General features: G+C 72.3%; 15 protein-coding genes. 11 read left to right on the forward strand and 4 right to left on the reverse strand.

Features of this window, described 5'->3' with window-relative positions; all coding sequences use genetic code 11:
• Positions 1 to 64: 64 nt before the first annotated feature.
• A complete protein-coding gene (locus AB0H83_RS04270) occupies positions 65 to 637 on the forward strand; it encodes a GntR family transcriptional regulator (protein WP_360086562.1) in 573 nt (190 codons plus the stop codon).
• A 19-nt stretch (positions 638 to 656) separates the two neighbouring features.
• Here the strand turns inward: AB0H83_RS04270 and AB0H83_RS04275 are convergent, their stop codons facing one another.
• Entirely contained in the window at positions 657 to 2,159 is a 1,503-nt protein-coding gene (locus AB0H83_RS04275) for an IMP dehydrogenase (protein ID WP_360086565.1), read from the reverse strand.
• A gap of 108 nt (positions 2,160 to 2,267) precedes the next feature.
• Here AB0H83_RS04275 and AB0H83_RS04280 point away from each other — a divergent pair, with 108 nt between their 5' ends.
• From AB0H83_RS04280 to AB0H83_RS04315, 8 genes are all read left to right on the forward strand, one after another.
• Positions 2,268 to 3,629: a TrpB-like pyridoxal phosphate-dependent enzyme gene (locus tag AB0H83_RS04280; protein ID WP_360086568.1), complete on the forward strand. Its 1,362-nt coding sequence runs from the start codon at positions 2,268 to 2,270 to the stop codon at positions 3,627 to 3,629.
• A 55-nt stretch (positions 3,630 to 3,684) separates the two neighbouring features.
• Entirely contained in the window at positions 3,685 to 4,425 is a 741-nt protein-coding gene (locus AB0H83_RS04285; RefSeq protein WP_360086571.1) for an ROK family protein, read from the forward strand.
• A gap of 37 nt (positions 4,426 to 4,462) precedes the next feature.
• Positions 4,463 to 4,735, forward strand: coding sequence for a hypothetical protein (locus AB0H83_RS04290; RefSeq protein WP_360086574.1), 273 nt, complete (start codon positions 4,463 to 4,465; stop codon positions 4,733 to 4,735).
• Positions 4,711 to 4,980, forward strand: a complete 270-nt coding sequence (locus tag AB0H83_RS04295; protein ID WP_360086577.1) for a DUF2277 domain-containing protein — start codon at positions 4,711 to 4,713, stop codon at positions 4,978 to 4,980. The genes AB0H83_RS04290 and AB0H83_RS04295 overlap by 25 nt, the downstream gene beginning before the upstream one ends.
• A gap of 229 nt (positions 4,981 to 5,209) precedes the next feature.
• Entirely contained in the window at positions 5,210 to 5,371 is a 162-nt protein-coding gene (locus tag AB0H83_RS04300) for a hypothetical protein (protein ID WP_360086580.1), read from the forward strand.
• 246 nt (positions 5,372 to 5,617) lie between these two features.
• On the forward strand, positions 5,618 to 6,880 hold the full coding sequence (locus AB0H83_RS04305) for an ABC transporter substrate-binding protein (RefSeq protein WP_360086583.1): 1,263 nt from the start codon (positions 5,618 to 5,620) through the stop codon (positions 6,878 to 6,880).
• 82 nt (positions 6,881 to 6,962) lie between these two features.
• The gene (locus tag AB0H83_RS04310; RefSeq protein WP_360086586.1) at positions 6,963 to 7,931 is read left to right on the forward strand and encodes a sugar ABC transporter permease; all 969 of its coding nucleotides are present in this window, start codon (positions 6,963 to 6,965) and stop codon (positions 7,929 to 7,931) included.
• A gap of 116 nt (positions 7,932 to 8,047) precedes the next feature.
• On the forward strand, positions 8,048 to 8,953 hold the full coding sequence (locus AB0H83_RS04315; protein ID WP_360086589.1) for a carbohydrate ABC transporter permease: 906 nt from the start codon (positions 8,048 to 8,050) through the stop codon (positions 8,951 to 8,953).
• Between the two features lie 222 nt (positions 8,954 to 9,175).
• Here AB0H83_RS04315 and AB0H83_RS04320 read toward each other — a convergent pair whose 3' ends face one another.
• Both AB0H83_RS04320 and AB0H83_RS04325 read right to left on the reverse strand, forming a co-directional pair.
• A complete protein-coding gene (locus AB0H83_RS04320) occupies positions 9,176 to 10,081 on the reverse strand; it encodes a hypothetical protein (RefSeq protein WP_360086592.1) in 906 nt (301 codons plus the stop codon).
• Positions 10,082 to 10,294: 213 nt separating this feature from the next.
• A complete protein-coding gene (locus AB0H83_RS04325) occupies positions 10,295 to 11,404 on the reverse strand; it encodes an RICIN domain-containing protein (protein WP_360086595.1) in 1,110 nt (369 codons plus the stop codon).
• A 562-nt stretch (positions 11,405 to 11,966) separates the two neighbouring features.
• On the opposite strand from AB0H83_RS04325, the gene AB0H83_RS04330 reads away from it, so the two are divergent.
• Together AB0H83_RS04330 and AB0H83_RS04335 are read left to right on the forward strand one after the other, a co-directional pair.
• The gene (locus AB0H83_RS04330; RefSeq protein ID WP_360086598.1) at positions 11,967 to 15,539 is read left to right on the forward strand and encodes a choice-of-anchor D domain-containing protein; all 3,573 of its coding nucleotides are present in this window, start codon (positions 11,967 to 11,969) and stop codon (positions 15,537 to 15,539) included.
• Positions 15,540 to 15,661: 122 nt separating this feature from the next.
• Positions 15,662 to 15,913: a hypothetical protein gene (locus tag AB0H83_RS04335; RefSeq protein WP_360086601.1), complete on the forward strand. Its 252-nt coding sequence runs from the start codon at positions 15,662 to 15,664 to the stop codon at positions 15,911 to 15,913.
• 219 nt (positions 15,914 to 16,132) lie between these two features.
• Here the strand turns inward: AB0H83_RS04335 and AB0H83_RS04340 are convergent, their stop codons facing one another.
• Positions 16,133 to 18,190: a hypothetical protein gene (locus tag AB0H83_RS04340; protein WP_360086604.1), complete on the reverse strand. Its 2,058-nt coding sequence runs from the start codon at positions 18,188 to 18,190 to the stop codon at positions 16,133 to 16,135.
• Positions 18,191 to 18,213 lie beyond the last annotated feature (23 nt).

An 18,213-nucleotide genomic window follows, 5' to 3' on the forward strand; every position in this document is an offset into this window, starting at 1 on the left:
CGCGGACTCCGCGAAACCTGCCGATAACCCGGCGGGGCTACCGTGAGCTGCACGGAGGTGGCGGATGGCCGGACCACGCCGCCGGTCGGTGCTGATCTCACGCCTGGCCGGCAAGCCGCTGGGCAGCTCGCAGGGGGTGATCCTGGACGAGCTGCGCGCCTGCATCCTGGACGGGGAGGTGCCGCCCGGCTCGCCGATCCCCGTCGACGGGGTCGCCGCCGCGTTCGGGGTGAGCCGGATCCCGGTGCGGGAGGCGCTCATGACCCTCATCGGCGAGGGCCTGGTCGATCACCGGCCGCATCTGGGGTACCAGGTGGCGCGGATGACGGCGCAGGAGTTCGGCGAGATCTACCTGGTCCGGGAGGCCTGGAGACCGCCGCGATGCGGCTACGTCGCCCGGGCCGCCCTCGCCCGCGACGGCGCCGACGTGGTCGTGCTGGGCTGCGCGGGCATGGCCGACCTGGCCGCCGAGGTGTCCCGGCGCGTCGGGGTGCCCGTCGTCGACGGGGTGGCGGCGGCGACGCTGCTCGTGCAGTCGCTCGTCACGCTCGGGCTGGGCACGTCCAAGCACGGCGAGTTCGCGCCGCCGATCCCCAAGCCGTACACGGGTGTCCTCGCGCCGTTCGGGCCGGCGTGAGGCCGTGCTCCCGGGTGTCCTACTGGCCGCTGCCGCCGGAGCCGCTGCGGAGGCGGACCTCGGCGCCGTTCTGCTCGTAGCTCTGCTGGGACACCTGCACGAGGACCGCGTCGCGGTGGAACGCCGGCACGGTCACCGCGCCGCAGCTGACCATCGTGGCGCGCAACTTCGCCACGGTGCGGGCGATGTTCGGGTACAGGCTGCCCGCGTACGGCACGTACCCGTCGACGCCCTCCTCGAACGGCATCTCCGTCTCGCCCTGGTCGTACCGGGCCACGTTGCGGGCCCGCTGCGACCCCTCGCCCCAGTACTCCTTGTACAGCTGCCCGTCGAGGTTGACGAGGTTGGACGGGCTCTCGTCGAAGCGGGCGAAGTACCGGCCGAGCATGATGAAGTCCGCGCCGAGCGCCAGGGCGATCGCCATGTGGTAGTCGGCGAGCAGGCCGCCGTCGCAGCAGATCGGCACGTACACACCGGTCTCCTGGGCGTACCGGTCCCGCTCGGCGACCACGTCGATCAGCGCCGACGCCTGCCCGCGGCCGATCCCTTTCTGGTCGCGGGTGATGCAGATCGACCCGCCGCCGATGCCGACCTTGACGAACGCCGCGCCGGCCTCCGCGAGGTACCGGAACCCGCGGCCGTCCACGACGTTGCCCGCGCCGACCGGGACGGCACCGCCGAGCTCGCCGACCGCGTACTGCAGCGTGTTGCGCTGCCAGACCGAGTAGCCGTCGGACGAGTCGATGCACAGCACGTCCGCGCCCGCCTCGACCAGCGCCGGGATCCGGTCGCGGTAGTCGCGGGTGTTGATCCCGGCGCCGACCCGGAACCGCTTGTCGTCGTCGATCGACTCGTTGCGGAACTGCTTGTGCAGCTCGTAGTCGCGGCGCAGCACGATCGAGGCGAGGTGCCCGCCGTCGGTGACGACCGGCAGCAGGTCCAGCCGGTGGTCCCAGATGAGCGTGTTCGCGTCCGACAGCGAGATCGTCGTCGGCGCAGTGACGAGGCCCGCCGCCGGCCGCATCCGCGACTCGACGGTGTCGTTGAGGTCGTGCCGGTGCGGGTGGAAGTCCGCGGTGGAGATCAGCCCGACGAACCGCCCGCCGGGGCTGCCGTCGTCGGTGACCACGGCGATGTCCCGCTCGGCGGCCCGCAGCAGCCGGCTCACCTCCCCGAGCGTCGCCGACGGCTTGGTGTTGATGTCCGAGTGCCGGAACCCCGCCTTGTGCCGCTTCACCGCGCTCACCGACTCGGCCTGCTCGGCGATGCGCTGGTTCTGGTGGATGAAGCTCAGCCCACCGGTCTGCGCCAGCGCGATCGCCAGCCGCGGCGACGACACCGCCTGCATGATCGCGCTCACCAGCGGCACCGCGATCCGCAGCGGCGACTCCCCACCCACCGGGTGCCGCACGATCGGCGTCGACAGGTCCACGTTGTCCGGGGTGCACTCCTCGGTGGTGAGGTTCGGCACCAGCAGGTACTCGTTGAGGGTCCGGGACACCTCGGGGAGGATCACGACCACGTGCCCGCTCCTAAACACTCCACCGCCGCGCCTGACCGGCTGACCTCGTGGCGGGAATCTGGCTGGAATGCAGCAACACGCTACCAGCGGCGGTTTAGCTTCGAGGACATGACCACCACGAAGATCATGCTGGACGAGGGTGAACTGCCCCGTCGCTGGTACAACCTGATGGCCGACCTCCCCGCGCCGCCGCCGCCCGTGCTGCATCCGGGGACCCTCGAACCGGTGGGGCCGCAGGACCTGGCGCCGCTGTTCCCGATGGCGCTGATCGAGCAGGAGGTCACCCAGGAGCGGTATGTCGACATCCCCGACGAGGTGCTCGAGGTGTACCGGCTGTGGCGGCCGTCGCCGCTGTACCGGGCGCACCGGCTGGAGAAGGCGCTCGGCACGCCGGCGAGGATCTTCTACAAGTACGAGGGGGTGTCGCCGGCGGGGTCGCACAAGCCGAACACGGCGGTGCCGCAGGCGTACTACAACGCGGCCGCCGGGGTCCGCCGGCTCACCACCGAAACGGGGGCCGGGCAGTGGGGCACGGCGCTGGCCTTCGCCGGGGCGCAGTTCGGGCTGGACGTGGAGATCTGGCAGGTGCGGGCGTCCTACGACCAGAAGCCGTACCGCAAGATGATGATCGAGACGTTCGGCGGGACGATCCACCCGTCGCCGTCGGACCGGACGGAGGCGGGCCGGCGGGTGCTCGCCGCGGACCCGGACAGCCCCGGGTCGCTCGGGATCGCGATCAGTGAGGCCGTCGAGGTCGCCGCGGGGCGGGCGGACACGAACTACGCGCTGGGCAGCGTGCTCAACCACGTGCTGCTGCACCAGACGATCATCGGGGAGGAGGCGCTGCTGCAGCTGGCGAAGGCCGGTCTCACGCCGGACCTCATCGTCGGGTGTACCGGCGGCGGCTCGAACTTCGCCGGCCTGGCGTTCCCGTTCCTGCGTGAGAAGCTGGCCGGGACGATGGCGCCGGTGGTCCGGGCGGTCGAGCCGGCCGCGTGCCCGTCGCTGACGAAGGGCGTGTACGCGTACGACTTCGGCGACACCGCCGGCATGACGCCGCTGATGAAGATGCACACGCTCGGCCACGACTTCATCCCGGACCCGATCCACGCCGGCGGGCTGCGGTACCACGGGATGGCGCCGCTGATCTCGCACGTGTACGAGCTCGGCCTGATCGAGGCGGTCGCCAAGACGCAGCAGGAGTGCTTCGAGGCGGGGGTGCGCTTCGCCCGGACCGAGGGCATCATCCCGGCGCCGGAGCCGACGCACGCCCTCGCCGCCTGCATCGAGGAGGCGCTGCGCTGCAAGGAGACCGGCGAGCCGAAGGTCATCCTGACCGCGCTGTGCGGCCACGGCCACCTCGACCTGCCCGCGTACGGGCGGTTCCTGGCGGGGGAGATGCAGGACCGCGAGCTGTCCGCCGAGGCCCTCGCCGCGGCCACCGCCACCCTGCCGAGGGTCCCCGCCTGACGGCGGTCCTGGAAGTGGCCCCTGGCGGGCGGGACCGGGCTGCGACAATGCTGCGATGGTGACGACCCTGACGGTCGACTGCGGGGGCGGCGGGCTCAAGGCCGCCGTGGTCGACGACACCGACACGCTGTGCTGCGAGCCGGTGCGGGTGCCGACACCGTACCCGCTGCCGCCGGCGAGGCTCGTCGAGGTGCTGCTCGGCATCGCGGCGGGGCTGCCGGCCGCCGACCGGGTCACGGTGGGGCTGCCGGGGATGATCCGGCACGGGGTGGTGGTCGCGACCCCGCACTACGTGAACGAGGCCGGGCCGCACACGCCGGTCGACCCGGAGCTGTTCGCGCTGTGGAAGGGCTTCGACGCGCGCGCCGAGCTGGAGCGCGCGTTCGCCCGGCCGGTGCTGGTCCTGAACGACGCCGAGGTGCACGGCGCGGCCCTCGTCGAGGGGCGGGGCCTGGAGCTGGTGCTGACGCTCGGCACCGGCCTGGGCAGCGCCCTGTTCGACGAGGGCCGGCTCGCCCCGCACCTGGAGCTGTCGCACGCGCCGTACTCGAAGGGCCGCACCTACGACAAGGTCATCGGCGAGCTGGAGCGGCAGCGGCTCGGCGACCGGCGCTGGTCGCGGCGGGTGCTGCGGATCGTCGACGGGCTGCGGCCGGTGTTCCGCTGGGACCGGCTGTACCTGGGCGGCGGCAACGCCGAGCGCCTCGCCGTGGCCATGCCCGACGACGTGCGCCTGGTCGCCAACCAGGCCGGGGTCCGCGGCGGCTCCCGGGCCTGGACGCTCATCGGCGTGTAACGTCCGTTTTGCCGGGATGTCGCCGTATCGTGAGGCGGTGACCACGGTATGTGACGACGTCCTGGAGACCGCGCGGGGTGCCGTGGCGGCGCTGCGCGCGTCGCCGCCACCGGCCGCGGACACCGGTATTCCCGTCGTGCTGTGCCCGGGCCTCATCGGCTCGAAGGAGGACTACCTGCCGCTGCTGCCCGCGCTGGCCGACGTCGCCGCGACCCTGACTGGGCTCGCGGGGCTTCCAGAGCTTCCGGGACTGACGGGCCGGGCCAGGCCTGGCATGGTGGACGCATGTGCAGGAACATCCGGGTACTGAACAACTTCGAGCCGCCGGCGACCGAGGACGAGATCGAGGCCGCCGCCGTGCAGTACGTGCGCAAGGTCAGCGGCATGACCCGCCCCTCGCAGGCCAACCAGGCCGCCTTCGACGCCGCCGTGGCCGCGGTCGCCGCCGCCACCCGTGAGCTGCTCGGCACGCTCGTCACCTCGGCGCCGCCGCGCGACCGCGAGGTCGAGGCAGCCAAGGCAAAGGCCCGCGCCGCCGAACGCTACGGTCGCTAGCCCTCTGCCCCGTCGGTGCGCCACTGCCCGGCACCGGGTGCCGCGCGGTGAATCGCGGCGGCTGCCCCTAATCCCGTGCCGGTCACGGCCGGCTTCCCGATGATCGTGCCCGGTTCACAGATCGAAGTCGCGTGGTGGTCGTCCTGATGGCCGGGACGCGACTTGGATCATCACGAGGTCCGGCCGGCGGGCGGGTCCGCGGGACGGCTGGCGGGATGGTGCGCACTGGGTGCTGCGCGCGGCGGTCACCGTCACGTTTGACCCGGCGAGCGGCAACACCGCGACCCTGTCGTTCCCGGCGGTGACCGTGCGGTACCTGCGGGTCACCGTCACGGCGAACAGCGGCTGGCCCGCCGGTCAGCTGTCCGAACTCGAGGCGTACAGCCTATAGGCGTTGCTCTGCACGGTGTTATGCCTGGTCCGGGGGCCCTTCGACCCCGGACTTTCGGGTGATCGAACCACACTTTGGGTTGTGATATAAGTCGTCCGTGCGTCTCGGGTCATCACCCGGTTGACGCTGGACAACGATCCGGACGTTCATCACCAAACGACTTCCGTGAGCACTAGGTTCACTCGACAACATGAGTGTGCCGCGCCAGATGGATTCGCCCGCCAGCGGGGCCACGGGAGGTTCGACGTGTGGAAGGGCCGTCTGGCCATCATTGCGCTGCTGGCTGTGTCGCTGCTGTCGGGACTGTCGATGTTCACCGTCGGCGGCGACAGCGACAACCAGCTCGAGGTCTACTCGTGGTGGACCGGCCCCGGCGAGGAGGAGGGCCTGGCCGCGATGGCCGAGGCCTTCGAGGCGGCGAACCCGGGCATCCGGTTCGTCAACGCCGCCGTGTCCGGCGGCGCCGGCTCCAACGCCAAGGCGATCCTGGCCAGCCGGCTGCTGGCCAACGACCCGCCGGACTCCTACCAGCGGCACGCCGGCCTGGAGCTGCTCGACGACGTGCGCTCCGGCAAGGTGCAGGATCTCACCGAGCTCTACGACCAGCAGGGCTGGCGCAAGGTCTTCCCGAAGGGCCTGCTGGACAACCTGACCATCGACGGCAAGATCTACGCCGTCCCGGTCAACATCCACCGCGCCAACCTCATCTGGTTCAACCCGAAGACCCTGCGTGAGCTCGGCCTGTCCGGCCCGCCGAAGACCTGGTCGGACTTCCTCGCCCAGGCCGCGGCCATCCAGGCCAAGGGCAAGGTGCCGCTCGCCGTCGGTCCCGAGTGGACGCAGAAGCACCTCATGGAGACCGTCCTGCTCGGCGAGCTCGGCGCCGACAGCTACGAGCGGCTCTTCGCCGGTGACCTCATGTGGACCTCACCGGAGGTCACGGCGGCGCTGGACATGTTCAGCAAGGTCCTGGCCGTCTCCGACGTGAAGTCCGCGGCCGGGGAGTGGCAGCCGCAGCTGGACCGGGTCGTCGAGGGTTCCGCCGTGTACGCCGTGATGGGCGACTGGAGCTCCTCCTACCTCGAACAGGCCAAGAAGCTGCGGTGGCGCGTGGGCTACGACGTGGCCACGTCACCGGGCACCGAGGGCGTCTACGACTTCCTCTCCGACTCCTTCACGCTGCCGACCGGCACGCGCAGCCCCGACCTGTCCCGCAAGTGGCTCATCGAGTGCGGCTCCGCGGCCGGGCAGAACCTGTTCAACCCGCTCAAGGGTTCCATCCCCGCCCGCACCGACGCGGAGGCCAACCTGTACCAGGGCTACCTCGGTTGGACGCTGCAGCAGTGGCGCGACCCGAACACCCGCATCGTCGGCTCCCTCGCGCACGGCGTGGTGGCCAACAACGCCTACAACGCCGAGATCGACTCGGCGCTCGGCCTGTTCGTCCAGCACGGCGACCTGGGCAAGTTCGCCGGCACCGTGCAGCGGCAGTTCGAGGAGACCCGATGAGCGGCCAGCGGAGCGTCTCGGGCCGCTCGTCGTGTGGCGGTTGTGGCTCGGGGCGGCGCCGGAGCGCAGCGGAGGTGACGGCATGAGCGCCTCCGTGCACGTACCCCGGCACTCCAACGCCCCGCCGCCGGTGCCCTTCACGCCGCCGCCCGTGCGCCGCCGCAAGCACCGCGGCCCTGCCTGGCTGGCCGGGCTGCTGCTCGTGTCGCCGTCGCTGATCCTCATCGGCGTCTTCGTCTACGGCTTCCTCGGCTGGAACGTCCGCGTCTCCTTCACCAACTGGCGGGGGCTGTCGCCGTCGTACCAGTTCGTGGGCCTGGACAACTACGAGCGCCTGCTGCGCGACGAACGCTGGCACGCCGACGTGCGCAACCTCGTCGTCTTCACCGCCGTCTTCGTCGCCGGCGCCCTGATCCTCGGCTTCCTCATGGCCATGCTGCTCGACAAGGGCGTCCGCGGCGAAGGCTTCCTGCGCGGCGTCTTCCTCTTCCCGATGGCGATCTCCTTCATCGCCACCGCCATCGTGTGGCGCTGGCTGCTGGACAACGGCTCCGGCGCCGACACTGCCGGGCTCAACAAGCTCTTCGCCGTGCTCGGCCTGGACTTCCTGCGCAGCGACTGGCACAAGTCCGACTCCGTCTGGGCCATCGCCGCCGTGGCGCTGCCCGCCGGCTGGGCGCTGTCCGGCTACGTCATGGCCCTGTTCCTCGCCGGCATGCGCGGCGTCCCGGAGGCCCTGCGCGAGTCCGCCCGCCTCGACGGCGCCAGCGAGACCCAGGTCTTCTGGCACGTCGTGCGCCCCGCCCTGCGCCCCGTCACCTTCAGCGCCATGCTCATCATGATCCATATCTCGCTGAAGACGTTCGACCTGCTGTACGCCCTCGACCAGGGCAACCTGCGCATCGACACGCCTTCGCTGTACATGTGGTTCACCACCTTCGACGGCGGCTTCTACGACCGCGGCGCCACCATCGCCACGGTGCTGCTGCTCGGGGTGGCCCTGGTCGTCGGCCCCTATGTCTGGTACGCGCTGCGCACGGAACGGCGGTAGACGCATGGTGATCTGTTCCGCCCGGGCCGCTTCGCGCGGCCGCGTGCCGGGTGGTCTCGCGTCGCGCGGCGGTGCGCCGCAGGGTCCCGCCTCGCTGCCGGGACGGGGGTAGTCGCATGGTGCGCGCCACCGCCACGGTGCCCCGGCACGTGGCCTCCGACCCGATCCCGCCCGCCGCGTCGAAGGCAGCCGGCGGCGCCCGCAGCGTCGTGCGGTACGTCGTCCTGTGGGCCCTCGCCTGCTTCTTCCTCCTGCCGGTCTACGTCCTGGTGGTCACCTCCTTCAAGGACCCCGTCGACGTGTCGGTGACCAGGATCTGGGAACTGCCGACGAGCTTCTCGCTGGACAACTTCGGCCTCGTCTGGCCCAAGCTCTCCTCCGGCTTCCGCAACAGCCTGTCGCTGGCGATCCCGGCCAGCTTCCTGTCCGCGCTGCTCGGCTGCGCCAACGGGTTCGTCCTGTCGAAGATCCGCTTCCCGTTCTCCAACGTGGTCTTCCCGCTGATCCTGTTCGGCATCTTCGTGCCGTACCAGGCCGTCATCATCCCGGTCTCGCAGACCATGACGGCGGTCGGCCTGCGCGGCGGCAACGACCCGACCGGCGGCCTCGCCGGCCTGATGCTCATCCACATCATCTACGGCCTGCCGATCACCACCCTCATCTTCCGCAACCACTTCGTCGCCATGTCCAACACGCTGCTCGAGTCCGCCCGCCTCGACGGCGCCGGCATCCTGCGCAGCTTCGTCGACATCGCGGTGCCCCTGGCCAAGCCCGCGTTCGCCGTCGCCATCATCTGGCAGTTCACCTCCTCCTGGAACGACTTCATGTTCGGCGCGATGATGACCAGCCGCGACTCGTGGCCGGTGACGATCGCCCTGAACAACATCGCCGGCGGCCAGTCCGTCCCCTTCGGCCAGGCCATGGCCGGCGCCCTCCTGGTGAGCCTGCCCACCCTCGCCCTCTACATCATGCTGGGCCGCTTCTTCATGCGGGGCCTGCTCGCCGGCACCCTGCAGGACTGAGCTGGGTCCCGCCGCGGCGGGACCGGCCGGCACGGCGGAATTCTGATGCACGACAGGGCCTCCTGCCGCGATGCTCCTCCTTGCGATCGATGCACCGACCAAGGAGGTCCTGTCATGAACGGCATCACCCGCGCCTGGGCCGGCCCAAGCATCACCGGCCCTGGATGACGCCCCGGCCCTCGTCCTCGCCCCGGGTGTGCGGCCGGCCCCGTGCCGCCGGTCTCAGGTGAGCTGCCGGGGCTGCGCCGCATACCCGCACTCGCACCGGAACCCGTAGATCGTCCCGCCGACCCCGCCGAACTCCCCGGTCCGCAGCTGCCCGACGTACCACATCGGCCGCCCGCAGCAGCCCGGCCACTGCGGCTCCGCCTGCGACCACTCGGGTCGCCCGCCGAGCCGCCCGACGTCGTCCCATCGCCGCTCACCGGCCGGGGCCAGCCGCAGCCGCAGGCGCTGCGGCCCGGCGTCCGGCGGGTGGCCGGGACACGACTCGTCGCGCTCCTCGTCGAACCTGCCCGACCGCCAGCCGTAGTCGCCGCGCAGGTCCTCGTCGGCGTCGCACTCGGAGCAGAGGCTCAGCACGAACGGATGCCCGCCGCCCCGTACCGCCGGCGGCAGCAGCGCGTCGGCCACCAGCAGCGGCACCGCGAGCGGCAGCGCACACCCCAGCCCGCGCGGGTCGGCGAACACCGTGCCCGGCTCGACGGACGTCGCCAGCCGCGGGTCGCCCGTCCGCGCCGTCACGATCGTCCGCGGCTGCGGCACGTACCGCCGCCGGGCCGGACCGTCACGGGGCACCCACACGCCGCGCGCCCCGCACATGCCGGCGACCGCGGGCGACCCGTGCGCCAGCCGCGTCAGGTGGGTGAGGGCGCGGTCGGTGTCGACGCCGAGCAGCAGCTCGACGCGGGCCGAGTCGAGGTCGGGTGGTGTCCCGTGCCGCCGGGCCCCGGCGGGCGGCGACGCGGCGACCCGCTCGGCGAGCCGGTCCACGAGCTCGTCCGGGGCGTCCTGCGACGTCCGCCAGAACCCGGCCCGGTCGGCGTCGATGAGCCGGGCCACGGCGGCGTCGGTGAAGTCCTCCAGCACCGCGCCGCGGTAACGGCGGGGCATGGCTGGCGGGCGCATCGTGGGTCCTCTCGCTCGGGCGCTGCCGAACGTAGCCGCGCCACGGCCGCCGCGCTCGCCCGCGCACTCGCCGCAGCGCTCCCGTCACGCTGAGCGGCCGACGTCGCTGCCGAGGCTGGACCGCTGCGAGACGGGGTTCCGGCGGCGCAGTGGTGCGCGGCGCCCGCGAGGGAGGAGGGGACCCCGCGAGCGCCGCGCACCGGTGGAGGAACGTCAGGGGCGCGCGGCCCAGCGCTGGGCGCCGGTGCCGTTGCAGGTCCAGAGCTGGACCTTGGTGCCGTTGGCGGTGCCGGAGGCGTTCACGTCGACGCACTTGCCGGAGCCGGTGCCGGTGATGGAGCCGTTGGCGTTGAACGTGAACTTCTGCGCGGTGGTGCCGTTGCAGTCCCAAATCTGGATCTTCGTGCCGTCGGCGGTGCCGTTGCCGTTGACGTCGAGGCAGCGGTTGCCGTACACGCGCAGCTCGCCGGCGGCGGTCCTGGTCCACCGCTGGTTGGTGCCGCCGTGGCAGTCCCAGATGTGCACCTGCGCGCCGGGGGTGGTGCTGGCGCCGTTGACGTCGAGGCAGCGGTTGGACTGCGGGTTGACCAGCGACACGGCGGTGCCGACCGGCGGGACGGCGGAGGTGAGGCTGCCGGGCACGGACTGCAGCGCGCTGAACCAGCGGGCCGCCATCTTGTCGTAGCCGGTGGCGTTCGGGTGTACGCCGTCAGCCAGATCGGCGGTCGTGATCGCCGAGTGCATGTCGACGAGGTGGGTGAGCGGCCCCTTGCCGGCGACGATGCCCGGCAGGGCCGCGTTGTACGCCTGCACCCGCGCCTCCTGGGTCGCGTTGGTCTCCGGGGTGATCTGCGCGACGAACAGCTCCACCAGGGGGGCGGTCGCCCGGATCTTGTCGATGAGGGCCGACAGGCGCGCGGGGGCGTTGGCGACGTCGTAATTCTGGTTCATGTCGTTGGTGCCGATGTGCAGCAGGATGGTCCGCGGCGTGTACGCCTGCAGCCAGCCGACGATGTTGGCGTCGAGCTGGTCGATCCGCCAGCCGGAGTGCCCCTCGTGGTCGTGGTCGCCGAGGGACGCGGGGCCGTTGAACCCGGACCCGACGAAGTCCACGGTGTACCCGCCGCCGGCGAGCCGCTGCCACAGGTTGATCCGGTAGCCGCCGGGCACGTTGAACCCGTCGGTGATCGAGTCGCCGAGCGGCATGACCCGGACGCCGCCGTTGGACTCGGCCTGCGCCGGCCCCGCGGTGGCGAGGGTGAGCCCCGCGGCGAGGGCGAGGCCGAACCCGGCGGCGGCGAGCCGGCTCAGAGTGCGTCGCATGTGCTGGTTCCCTTCGTCTGCGCCGTCCGAGGGCGGTCCGGGGCCGCGGCGGAGGACCGCTGCCGCCCCGGCGGGGACGGTCGCATCGAGTTTTGGCGATGTATGGCGCGGCCCGGGAGCCCAGCGGCGCGCCGGACCGGTCGAACGCCGCCGACGCTGCGCCGAGCGGTCACCGCCGGCCGAACCGAGCGGTCACCGCCGGGCCGAGCCGTGCCCGCCGGGCTGAGCCGTCACCATCGGGCTGGGCCCGTGCCCGCCGGGCGCGCTCGGGGGTTGCCGCCGGCCGCCGTGCAGGGGACTCTTCCAGGGAATCCACCGCGCAGCGTCGGCGAGCGTCAACGCTTTGCAAGAACGCGTTCGAATCCAGCAAAGACGAGTCTGGATATTGCGTCATGCTGTCGCCGGGGTTACGGTCCCAGTTGCACCGCCGCCAACCGGTGTCCCCGTACCCACCCCCGCCGTTCGAACGTCACCGCCAGCGCCGACCAGCCCGGCACCGCCAGCTCGCGGCCGGCCGGCCGATGCCTCGGACGAGCTCTGCCACGTCGAAAGCGAGCAGCACATGTTCCGGTCCACTCGAGGTGCCAGGAGGAGGGGGCGTCTCGTCGCCCTGACCGCGGGCACCACCCTCGCTGCCGCGGGCGCCGTCGTCGGGTTGACGATGTCGCCGGCGTCGGCGTCGGCGGCCGCGACCGGCGGCGTCGGTGCGACGCTGCCCTATGTCGAGGTGCAGGCGGAGAACGCCGCCACCAACGGCACCGTCATCGGCCCCAGCGCCACCTACAACACGCTCGCCGGTGAGGCGTCCTACCGCAAGGCCGTCACGCTGCAGGGCAGCGGCAAGTACGTCGAGTTCACCACGCCGGTGGCGACGAACTCGATGGTCTTCCGGTACAGCATCCCGGACACCGGCAACGGTTCGGTGTACACGGCGCCGATCTCGCTGTACATCAACGGAACCCGGTCGAACAACTTCACGCTGACCAACGCGTACAGCCACTACTACGGCAGCTACCCGTTCACCAACCAGCCGGGCGGCAACCACCACCACTTCTACGACGAGGTCAACCGGCTCTTCCCGCAGGTCTACCCGGCGGGCACCAAGTTCCGCCTGCAGGTCGACGCGGACTCCACCGCGTCGTCGTACACCATCGACCTCGCGGACTTCGAGAACGTCGCGGGCCCGCTGAACCAGCCGGCCGGCTCGGTGTCGATCACGAGCAAGGGCGCCGACCCGTCCGGCGTGGCCGACTCGACCTCCGCGATGAACCAGGCGATCGCGGCCGCGGGCGCCGGCGGCACGGTGTGGATCCCGCAGGGCACGTTCAAGATCCAGGGCCACATCGCGGTCAACAACATCACGATCAAGGGTGCCGGCATGTGGCACTCGAAGACGACCGGGGACCGGATCGGCTTCTACGGCAACTCCGCGCCGACGCCGAGCACCAACGTGCACCTGTCGGACTTCTCGATCTTCGGCAACGTGCAGGAGCGCGTCGACGACGACCAGGTCAACGGCATCGGCGGGGCGATGTCGAACTCGACCGTCGACCGGGTCTGGATCGAGCACACCAAGGTCGGCGCCTGGATGGACGGGCCGTTCACGAACCTGGTGTTCAACCAGATGCGGCTGCGCAACTACACCGCGGACGCGGTCAACTTCCACAACGGCGTGACCAACTCGAAGGTCACCAACAGCCACGTGCGCAACGCCGGCGACGACGGCCTGGCGATGTGGGCCGAGCACAACGCCGACGTGAACAACTCCTTCGACCACAACACGGTCGAGCTGCCGATCCTCGCCAACGGCATCGCGATCTACGGCGGCCACGACAATTTCGTGACCGACAACCGGGTCATCGACGCGGGCCTGAGCCAGGGCGGCGGCATCCACGTCGCGCAGCGCTTCGCCTCGACCCCGATCGGCCGCACCGACGTGCTGCGCAACACGGTCATCCGGTCCGGCAACCTCGACCCGAACTGGCAGTTCGGCGTCGGCGCGCTGTGGTTCGACGCCCGTGACGGCGCCATGAACGGCCTCACCAACGTCGACAACATCCTGATCCAGCAGAGCCCGTACGAGGCGATCCAGTTCGTCTCGGGCTCGCAGGTCAACAACGTGAAGATCAACAACGCGACGATCCAGAACACCGGCACGTTCGTGGCGCAGCTGCAGGTCGCCGGCGCCGCGACGATCACCAACAGCACCGCCACCGGCACCCAGGGTCCCGCACCGATCTACAACTGCGGCGCCGGGTTCAACCTCACCGACGGCGGCGGCAACTCCGGCATCTTCGGCTCGACCGCCTGCACGATGCCCACGCCGACGTTCCCGCCGTACCTGCCCGACAACGGCTCGAACATCAGCGTCAGCCCGAACGCGCTCGGCTTCGGGTCGGTCGCGACCGGCGGTACCAGCGCCGCACAGGCCGTCACGGTCACCAACGGCGGATCCGCGGCCGCGGCCGTCGGCACCATCGCGGTGTCGGGCGACTTCGCCCAGACCAACACCTGCGGCAGCAGCATCGCCGCCGGCGCGTCCTGCACGGTCGGCGTCACGTTCCGGCCGACCGCCGCGGGCACCCGCACCGGCAACCTGTCGGTGACCGCGGCCGGCGTCACCAGCACCGTCCCGCTGTCGGGGACGGGGGTGGCACCCGGACCGGTCCTCAACGCGAGCCCTGGTTCGCTGTCGTTCGCCGGTACGGTCGTCGGCGCGTCCCCGGCGACCCAGAACGTGACCCTCACCAACTCCGGCACCAGCACCGCGACCGTCTCCGGGGTCAGCACCAGCGGCGACTTCAGCCAGACCAACACCTGCTCGTCGGTGGCCGCCGGCGCGTCGTGCACGGTCACGGTGAGGTTCACCCCGACCACGCCGGGTGCCCGCACCGGTACGCTCACCGTCGCCAGCAACGCGAACAACAGCCCGGTCACGGTCGCGCTGTCCGGCACCGGCATCGGCACGAACACCAACATCGCGCTCAACAAGCCGGCCACCGCCAGCAGCCAGGTCAACGGCACGCAGGCGGCGACCACGGCCACCGACGGCAACGCCGCCACCTACTGGGAGAGCGCCAACAACGCGTTCCCGCAGTGGGTGCAGGTCGACCTGGGCGCGACGAGCAGCATCGGCAGGGTCACGCTGATGCTCCCGCCGGACGCCGCGTGGGCGACCCGCCGGCAGACGCTGTCGGTCCTCGGCAGCACCGACGGCTCGAACTTCAGCACGATCGTCGGCTCCGCCGAGCGGGAGTTCAACCCGGCCACCGGCAACACGGTCAGCCTGACCTTCTCCGCGGCCAACGCCCGGTACGTCCGGGTCAACATCACCGCCAACACCGGCTGGCCCGCCGGCCAGGTCGCCGAGCTGGAGGTGTACCCGAGCGGCGGCACCACGCCGAACGTGGCGGTGCTCAGCGCCAACCCGACCGGCCTCACCTACGCCTCGCAGGCGCTGAACACCACCAGCGGCGCGCAGGCGGTCACGATCACCAACACCGGCACCGCGGCGGCCACCGTCTCCGGCGTCTCCGTCACCGGTGACTTCCAGCAGACCAACACCTGCACGTCGATCGCCGTCGGCGCGTCCTGCGTGGTCAACGTGACCTTCCGGCCCACCGCGACCGGCACCCGCACCGGCACGCTCACCGTCACCAGCAACGCGCAGAACAGCCCGGCCACGGTCTCGCTGACCGGCACGGGCGCGGGCGGCACCACCCCGGCGAACCTGGCCGCGGGCAAGCCGACCAGCGAGTCCAGCCACGTCCAGGTGTACGGCTCCGGCAACGTCACCGACGGCGACCAGAGCTCGTACTGGGAGAGCGCCAACAACGCCTTCCCGCAGTGGGTCCAGGTCGACCTCGGCTCGGCGCAGAGCATCAGCAAGGTGGTCCTGCAGCTGCCCACCTCGTGGGGCGCCCGCAACCAGACCATCGAGGTCGTGGGCAGCACCAACGGCTCGTCGTTCTCGACGTTGAAGGCGGGCGCGTCGTACGCCTTCACCGGCGGCGCCGGCAACACCGTCACGATCACGTTCACCGCGCAGACGCAGCGCTACGTCCGGCTGAACATCACGGCCAACACCGGCTGGCCGGCGGGGCAGATCTCGACCTTCCAGGTCTGGAACGTCTGACCCGTTCGCGCGGCGCGGGGTGCCGCCGGTCCTGCGGACCGGCGGCACCCTTCTTCGCCTGCTGCGATGCGGCGCTTCTTTGCTGGTGACAGTGGGGACTCGTCGCTGGTTACAGTTCGGGTATGAGGCTCGTCCCGGTCGTGGAGATGGCGACGTCCCAGCCCACGTACCTCAACCTGGACCACGCGACCCTGGTCGCGCCGGTGCACCTGGACACGAAGGCCCGAATGCTGCGCCGCGACCAGGAGACGTGGGCCGTCACGTTCGTGGTCACCGTCGGTGACACGGCGTCGGTGTACGCCACGCGCAGGTCGTTCGCTGCCGAACAGGACGCGCTGGCCTGGATCGCCGCCGTGACCGAGGTGGTGCGGTGACCGCCCGATCCTTGACCCGGCCGTGGCCCCGCCACTGCTGCTGAGTCGGCCTCCTCGGCGGACGCCGGCCTCCTCGGACGCGGTCAGGGTGGCGTGGCGGGCAGCCAGGTCGCCCCGGCCACGGTGGCGCGGCGGCGGCAGCCAGGTCGAGCCGGGGTGGCGCTGTCGGCAGCCGGGTCGCCCCGGCCACGGTGGCGCGGCGGCGGCAGCCGGGTCGCGTCACGGTGGCGCGGCCGGCAGCCAGGTCGCCTCGGCCACGGCGCGGGTCGCGGCGTCGGTGTACACCGCGGTGGCCAGCCACGCCTGGGCGAACGCGCTGCCGTCGTCGCCGGACAGCCGTCCGAACGTGTCCCGGGGCCGGGTGCACGCCGCCTCCGTCAACCGGTCCAGCAGTGCCGCACCGGTGTCGAGCCTGGCCCGCCGCAGGCGGGTGGCGTCCGACGGGCCCCTGCCCGCCGCGAAGGTGTGCACCGTCCTCCCGCCGGACACCGTCCGCTCCACCTGCGCCGCCAGCAGCCGCAGCACCGGGTCGCCGGCCACAGCGCCCCTGACCCGCGCCGCCGCCCCGGCGGCTTCCGCGACGGGTACGGTGGCGGTCGCGTCCGGTACGGCGAGCAGGCCGACCTGCGGCAGGTGGCTGCGGTGCAGCCGGTCGAACGCCAGGTCCACGTGCCCCGCCTGCGCCGCCGGCAGGTTCCAGCCGGCGCCGTCCACCGGCGCGACCGACAGCGGGAACACCGTCCCCGGCCGCGCAGGGTCGGGGCGCGCGACGACCAGCAGTTCCAGGCCGGTGGCCTGACCGAGCAGCCGCAGGTTGTCCCGGTACGCCAGCGCCGGCGCGTCGTCGGCGACCCCGAGCGTGAGCGGGATGTCCCCGATGGCGGTGGCGTGGACGGCGTCGTCGGCGGTGGACGTACCGTCGATGCGGACCGACAGAAAGACCAGGTCGTCGCCGGCGCGACGGTCCGGCACCGGCAGCGCCAGGGCCGCGAACGCCCGGTGCACCTGCTCGGCGAGCGGCACCGCCCACAGCCCGGCGAGGGGTTCCTCGTGCCAGCCGCAGCCGCCCGCCGTGACCGCCCGCACCGACCGCCCCGCGCCGAGCTGCCGGGTCGCGGACGCCGTCGCCCCCGACACGACGAGGCCCGCACGGGTCAGCGCCCGGTGGCTCAGCGCCGTCTCGCCGAGCGCGACGGTCGCGTTGCCCGCCGTCGCGGCCCGCCGGGCGTCGCCGGGCATCAGGTCCGCGATCATCCACAGGCCGCCGGTGCGGTCCGCGACGTACGTGACGACCCCCGCGTACCCGGAGTCGGCGAGCACCGCCGTCGTGCACAGGCCGTGCAGCCGGAGGCTGCCCTGCAGGTCGTACGCCCGCCGGGCCGAACCCAGCAGCCCCTGCGCCGGCCCGCCGCCGGCCGACCGGAGCCGTTGCAGGACCCCGATGAGCTCCTGCAGCGCGGCCGTCAGGTCCGCGAGCCGGAAGTCGGGGTCGCCGGTCCGTGCGGCCTGCAGCATCGCGGCGACGACCCGGGCCGCGGCGGCCGGACGGTACACCTTGCATGCCTGCCCCTCGTGCGCCGCCCGCAGCAGCGCGGCCCGCGCGACGGTCCCGGACCCGGTGACGCCCGCGGCGAGCACGTCGACAGCGGCCCGCCAGAGCTGCTCGACGGCGGCGCGTTGCTGTGCCGTCAGCGGCTCGGTGACCTCGGCCTCGGCCTCCTCCGGCAACGTCGCCACGCCGGTCGCGTCCCCGGCGGCTGCGGCGGCCGCCGTGGTTCCGGTGACGGGGTCGACGGCCGTGGCGTGACCGGCGACCGGGCCGGCGTCGTTGCCTGAGACGGCACCCGCCCCGCCGCCCGCCAGCTGCTCACCGCTGCCCGCTGCCTGCTCACCGCTGCGCGCTGGCTGCTCACTACTGCGGGCTGGGTCGAGCTCGACGCCGTCCGAGTCCGGCGCTGGCTCGCCCGCTTCCTCGGGCAGGCCGCCGGCGTGGGCCGGGGCGAGCGCGAGGACCGCCGCGCGGTGCAGGCAGTTCGGGGCGAGCAGGCACGTGCAGGTCGCGGCGTCGGGGGTGCGTACCACTCCCGAGGCCGTGACCAGCGTGACCGTGGTCGTGTCGTCGACCGCGACGGTGAACCGCCCGTCCGCCGCGGTCACCGGCAGCGCGGCGAAGCGGGTCACCGCCTCGTCGACCTTCTTGCGCAGCCGGGCCGGCAGGGCGTCGACGGCCGCCACGAGGACCGTGTCCGCCACCGGCGGCAGTGCGGCCCCGCTCACCGGGCCACCGCCCCGGGCCATCG

It is taken from the genome of Dactylosporangium sp. NPDC050688 (genome assembly GCF_040654515.1).
Lineage (GTDB): Bacteria > Actinomycetota > Actinomycetes > Mycobacteriales > Micromonosporaceae > Dactylosporangium.

Bases quoted from the DNA above. Each gene is read 5' to 3' on its own strand.
- AB0H83_RS04270 (WP_360086562.1), top strand. From the start codon at position 65: ATGGCCGGACCACGCCGCCGGTCGGTGCTGATCTCACGCCTGGCCGGC.
- AB0H83_RS04280 (WP_360086568.1), top strand. From the start codon at position 2,268: ATGACCACCACGAAGATCATGCTGGACGAGGGTGAACTGCCCCGTCGC.
- AB0H83_RS04285 (WP_360086571.1), top strand. From the start codon at position 3,685: ATGGTGACGACCCTGACGGTCGACTGCGGGGGCGGCGGGCTCAAGGCC.
- AB0H83_RS04295 (WP_360086577.1), top strand. From the start codon at position 4,711: ATGTGCAGGAACATCCGGGTACTGAACAACTTCGAGCCGCCGGCGACC.
- AB0H83_RS04310 (WP_360086586.1), top strand. From the start codon at position 6,963: ATGAGCGCCTCCGTGCACGTACCCCGGCACTCCAACGCCCCGCCGCCG.
- AB0H83_RS04315 (WP_360086589.1), top strand. From the start codon at position 8,048: ATGGTGCGCGCCACCGCCACGGTGCCCCGGCACGTGGCCTCCGACCCG.
- AB0H83_RS04320 (WP_360086592.1), bottom strand. From the start codon at position 10,081: ATGCGCCCGCCAGCCATGCCCCGCCGTTACCGCGGCGCGGTGCTGGAG.
- AB0H83_RS04325 (WP_360086595.1), bottom strand. From the start codon at position 11,404: ATGCGACGCACTCTGAGCCGGCTCGCCGCCGCCGGGTTCGGCCTCGCC.
- AB0H83_RS04330 (WP_360086598.1), top strand. From the start codon at position 11,967: ATGTTCCGGTCCACTCGAGGTGCCAGGAGGAGGGGGCGTCTCGTCGCC.
- AB0H83_RS04335 (WP_360086601.1), top strand. From the start codon at position 15,662: ATGAGGCTCGTCCCGGTCGTGGAGATGGCGACGTCCCAGCCCACGTAC.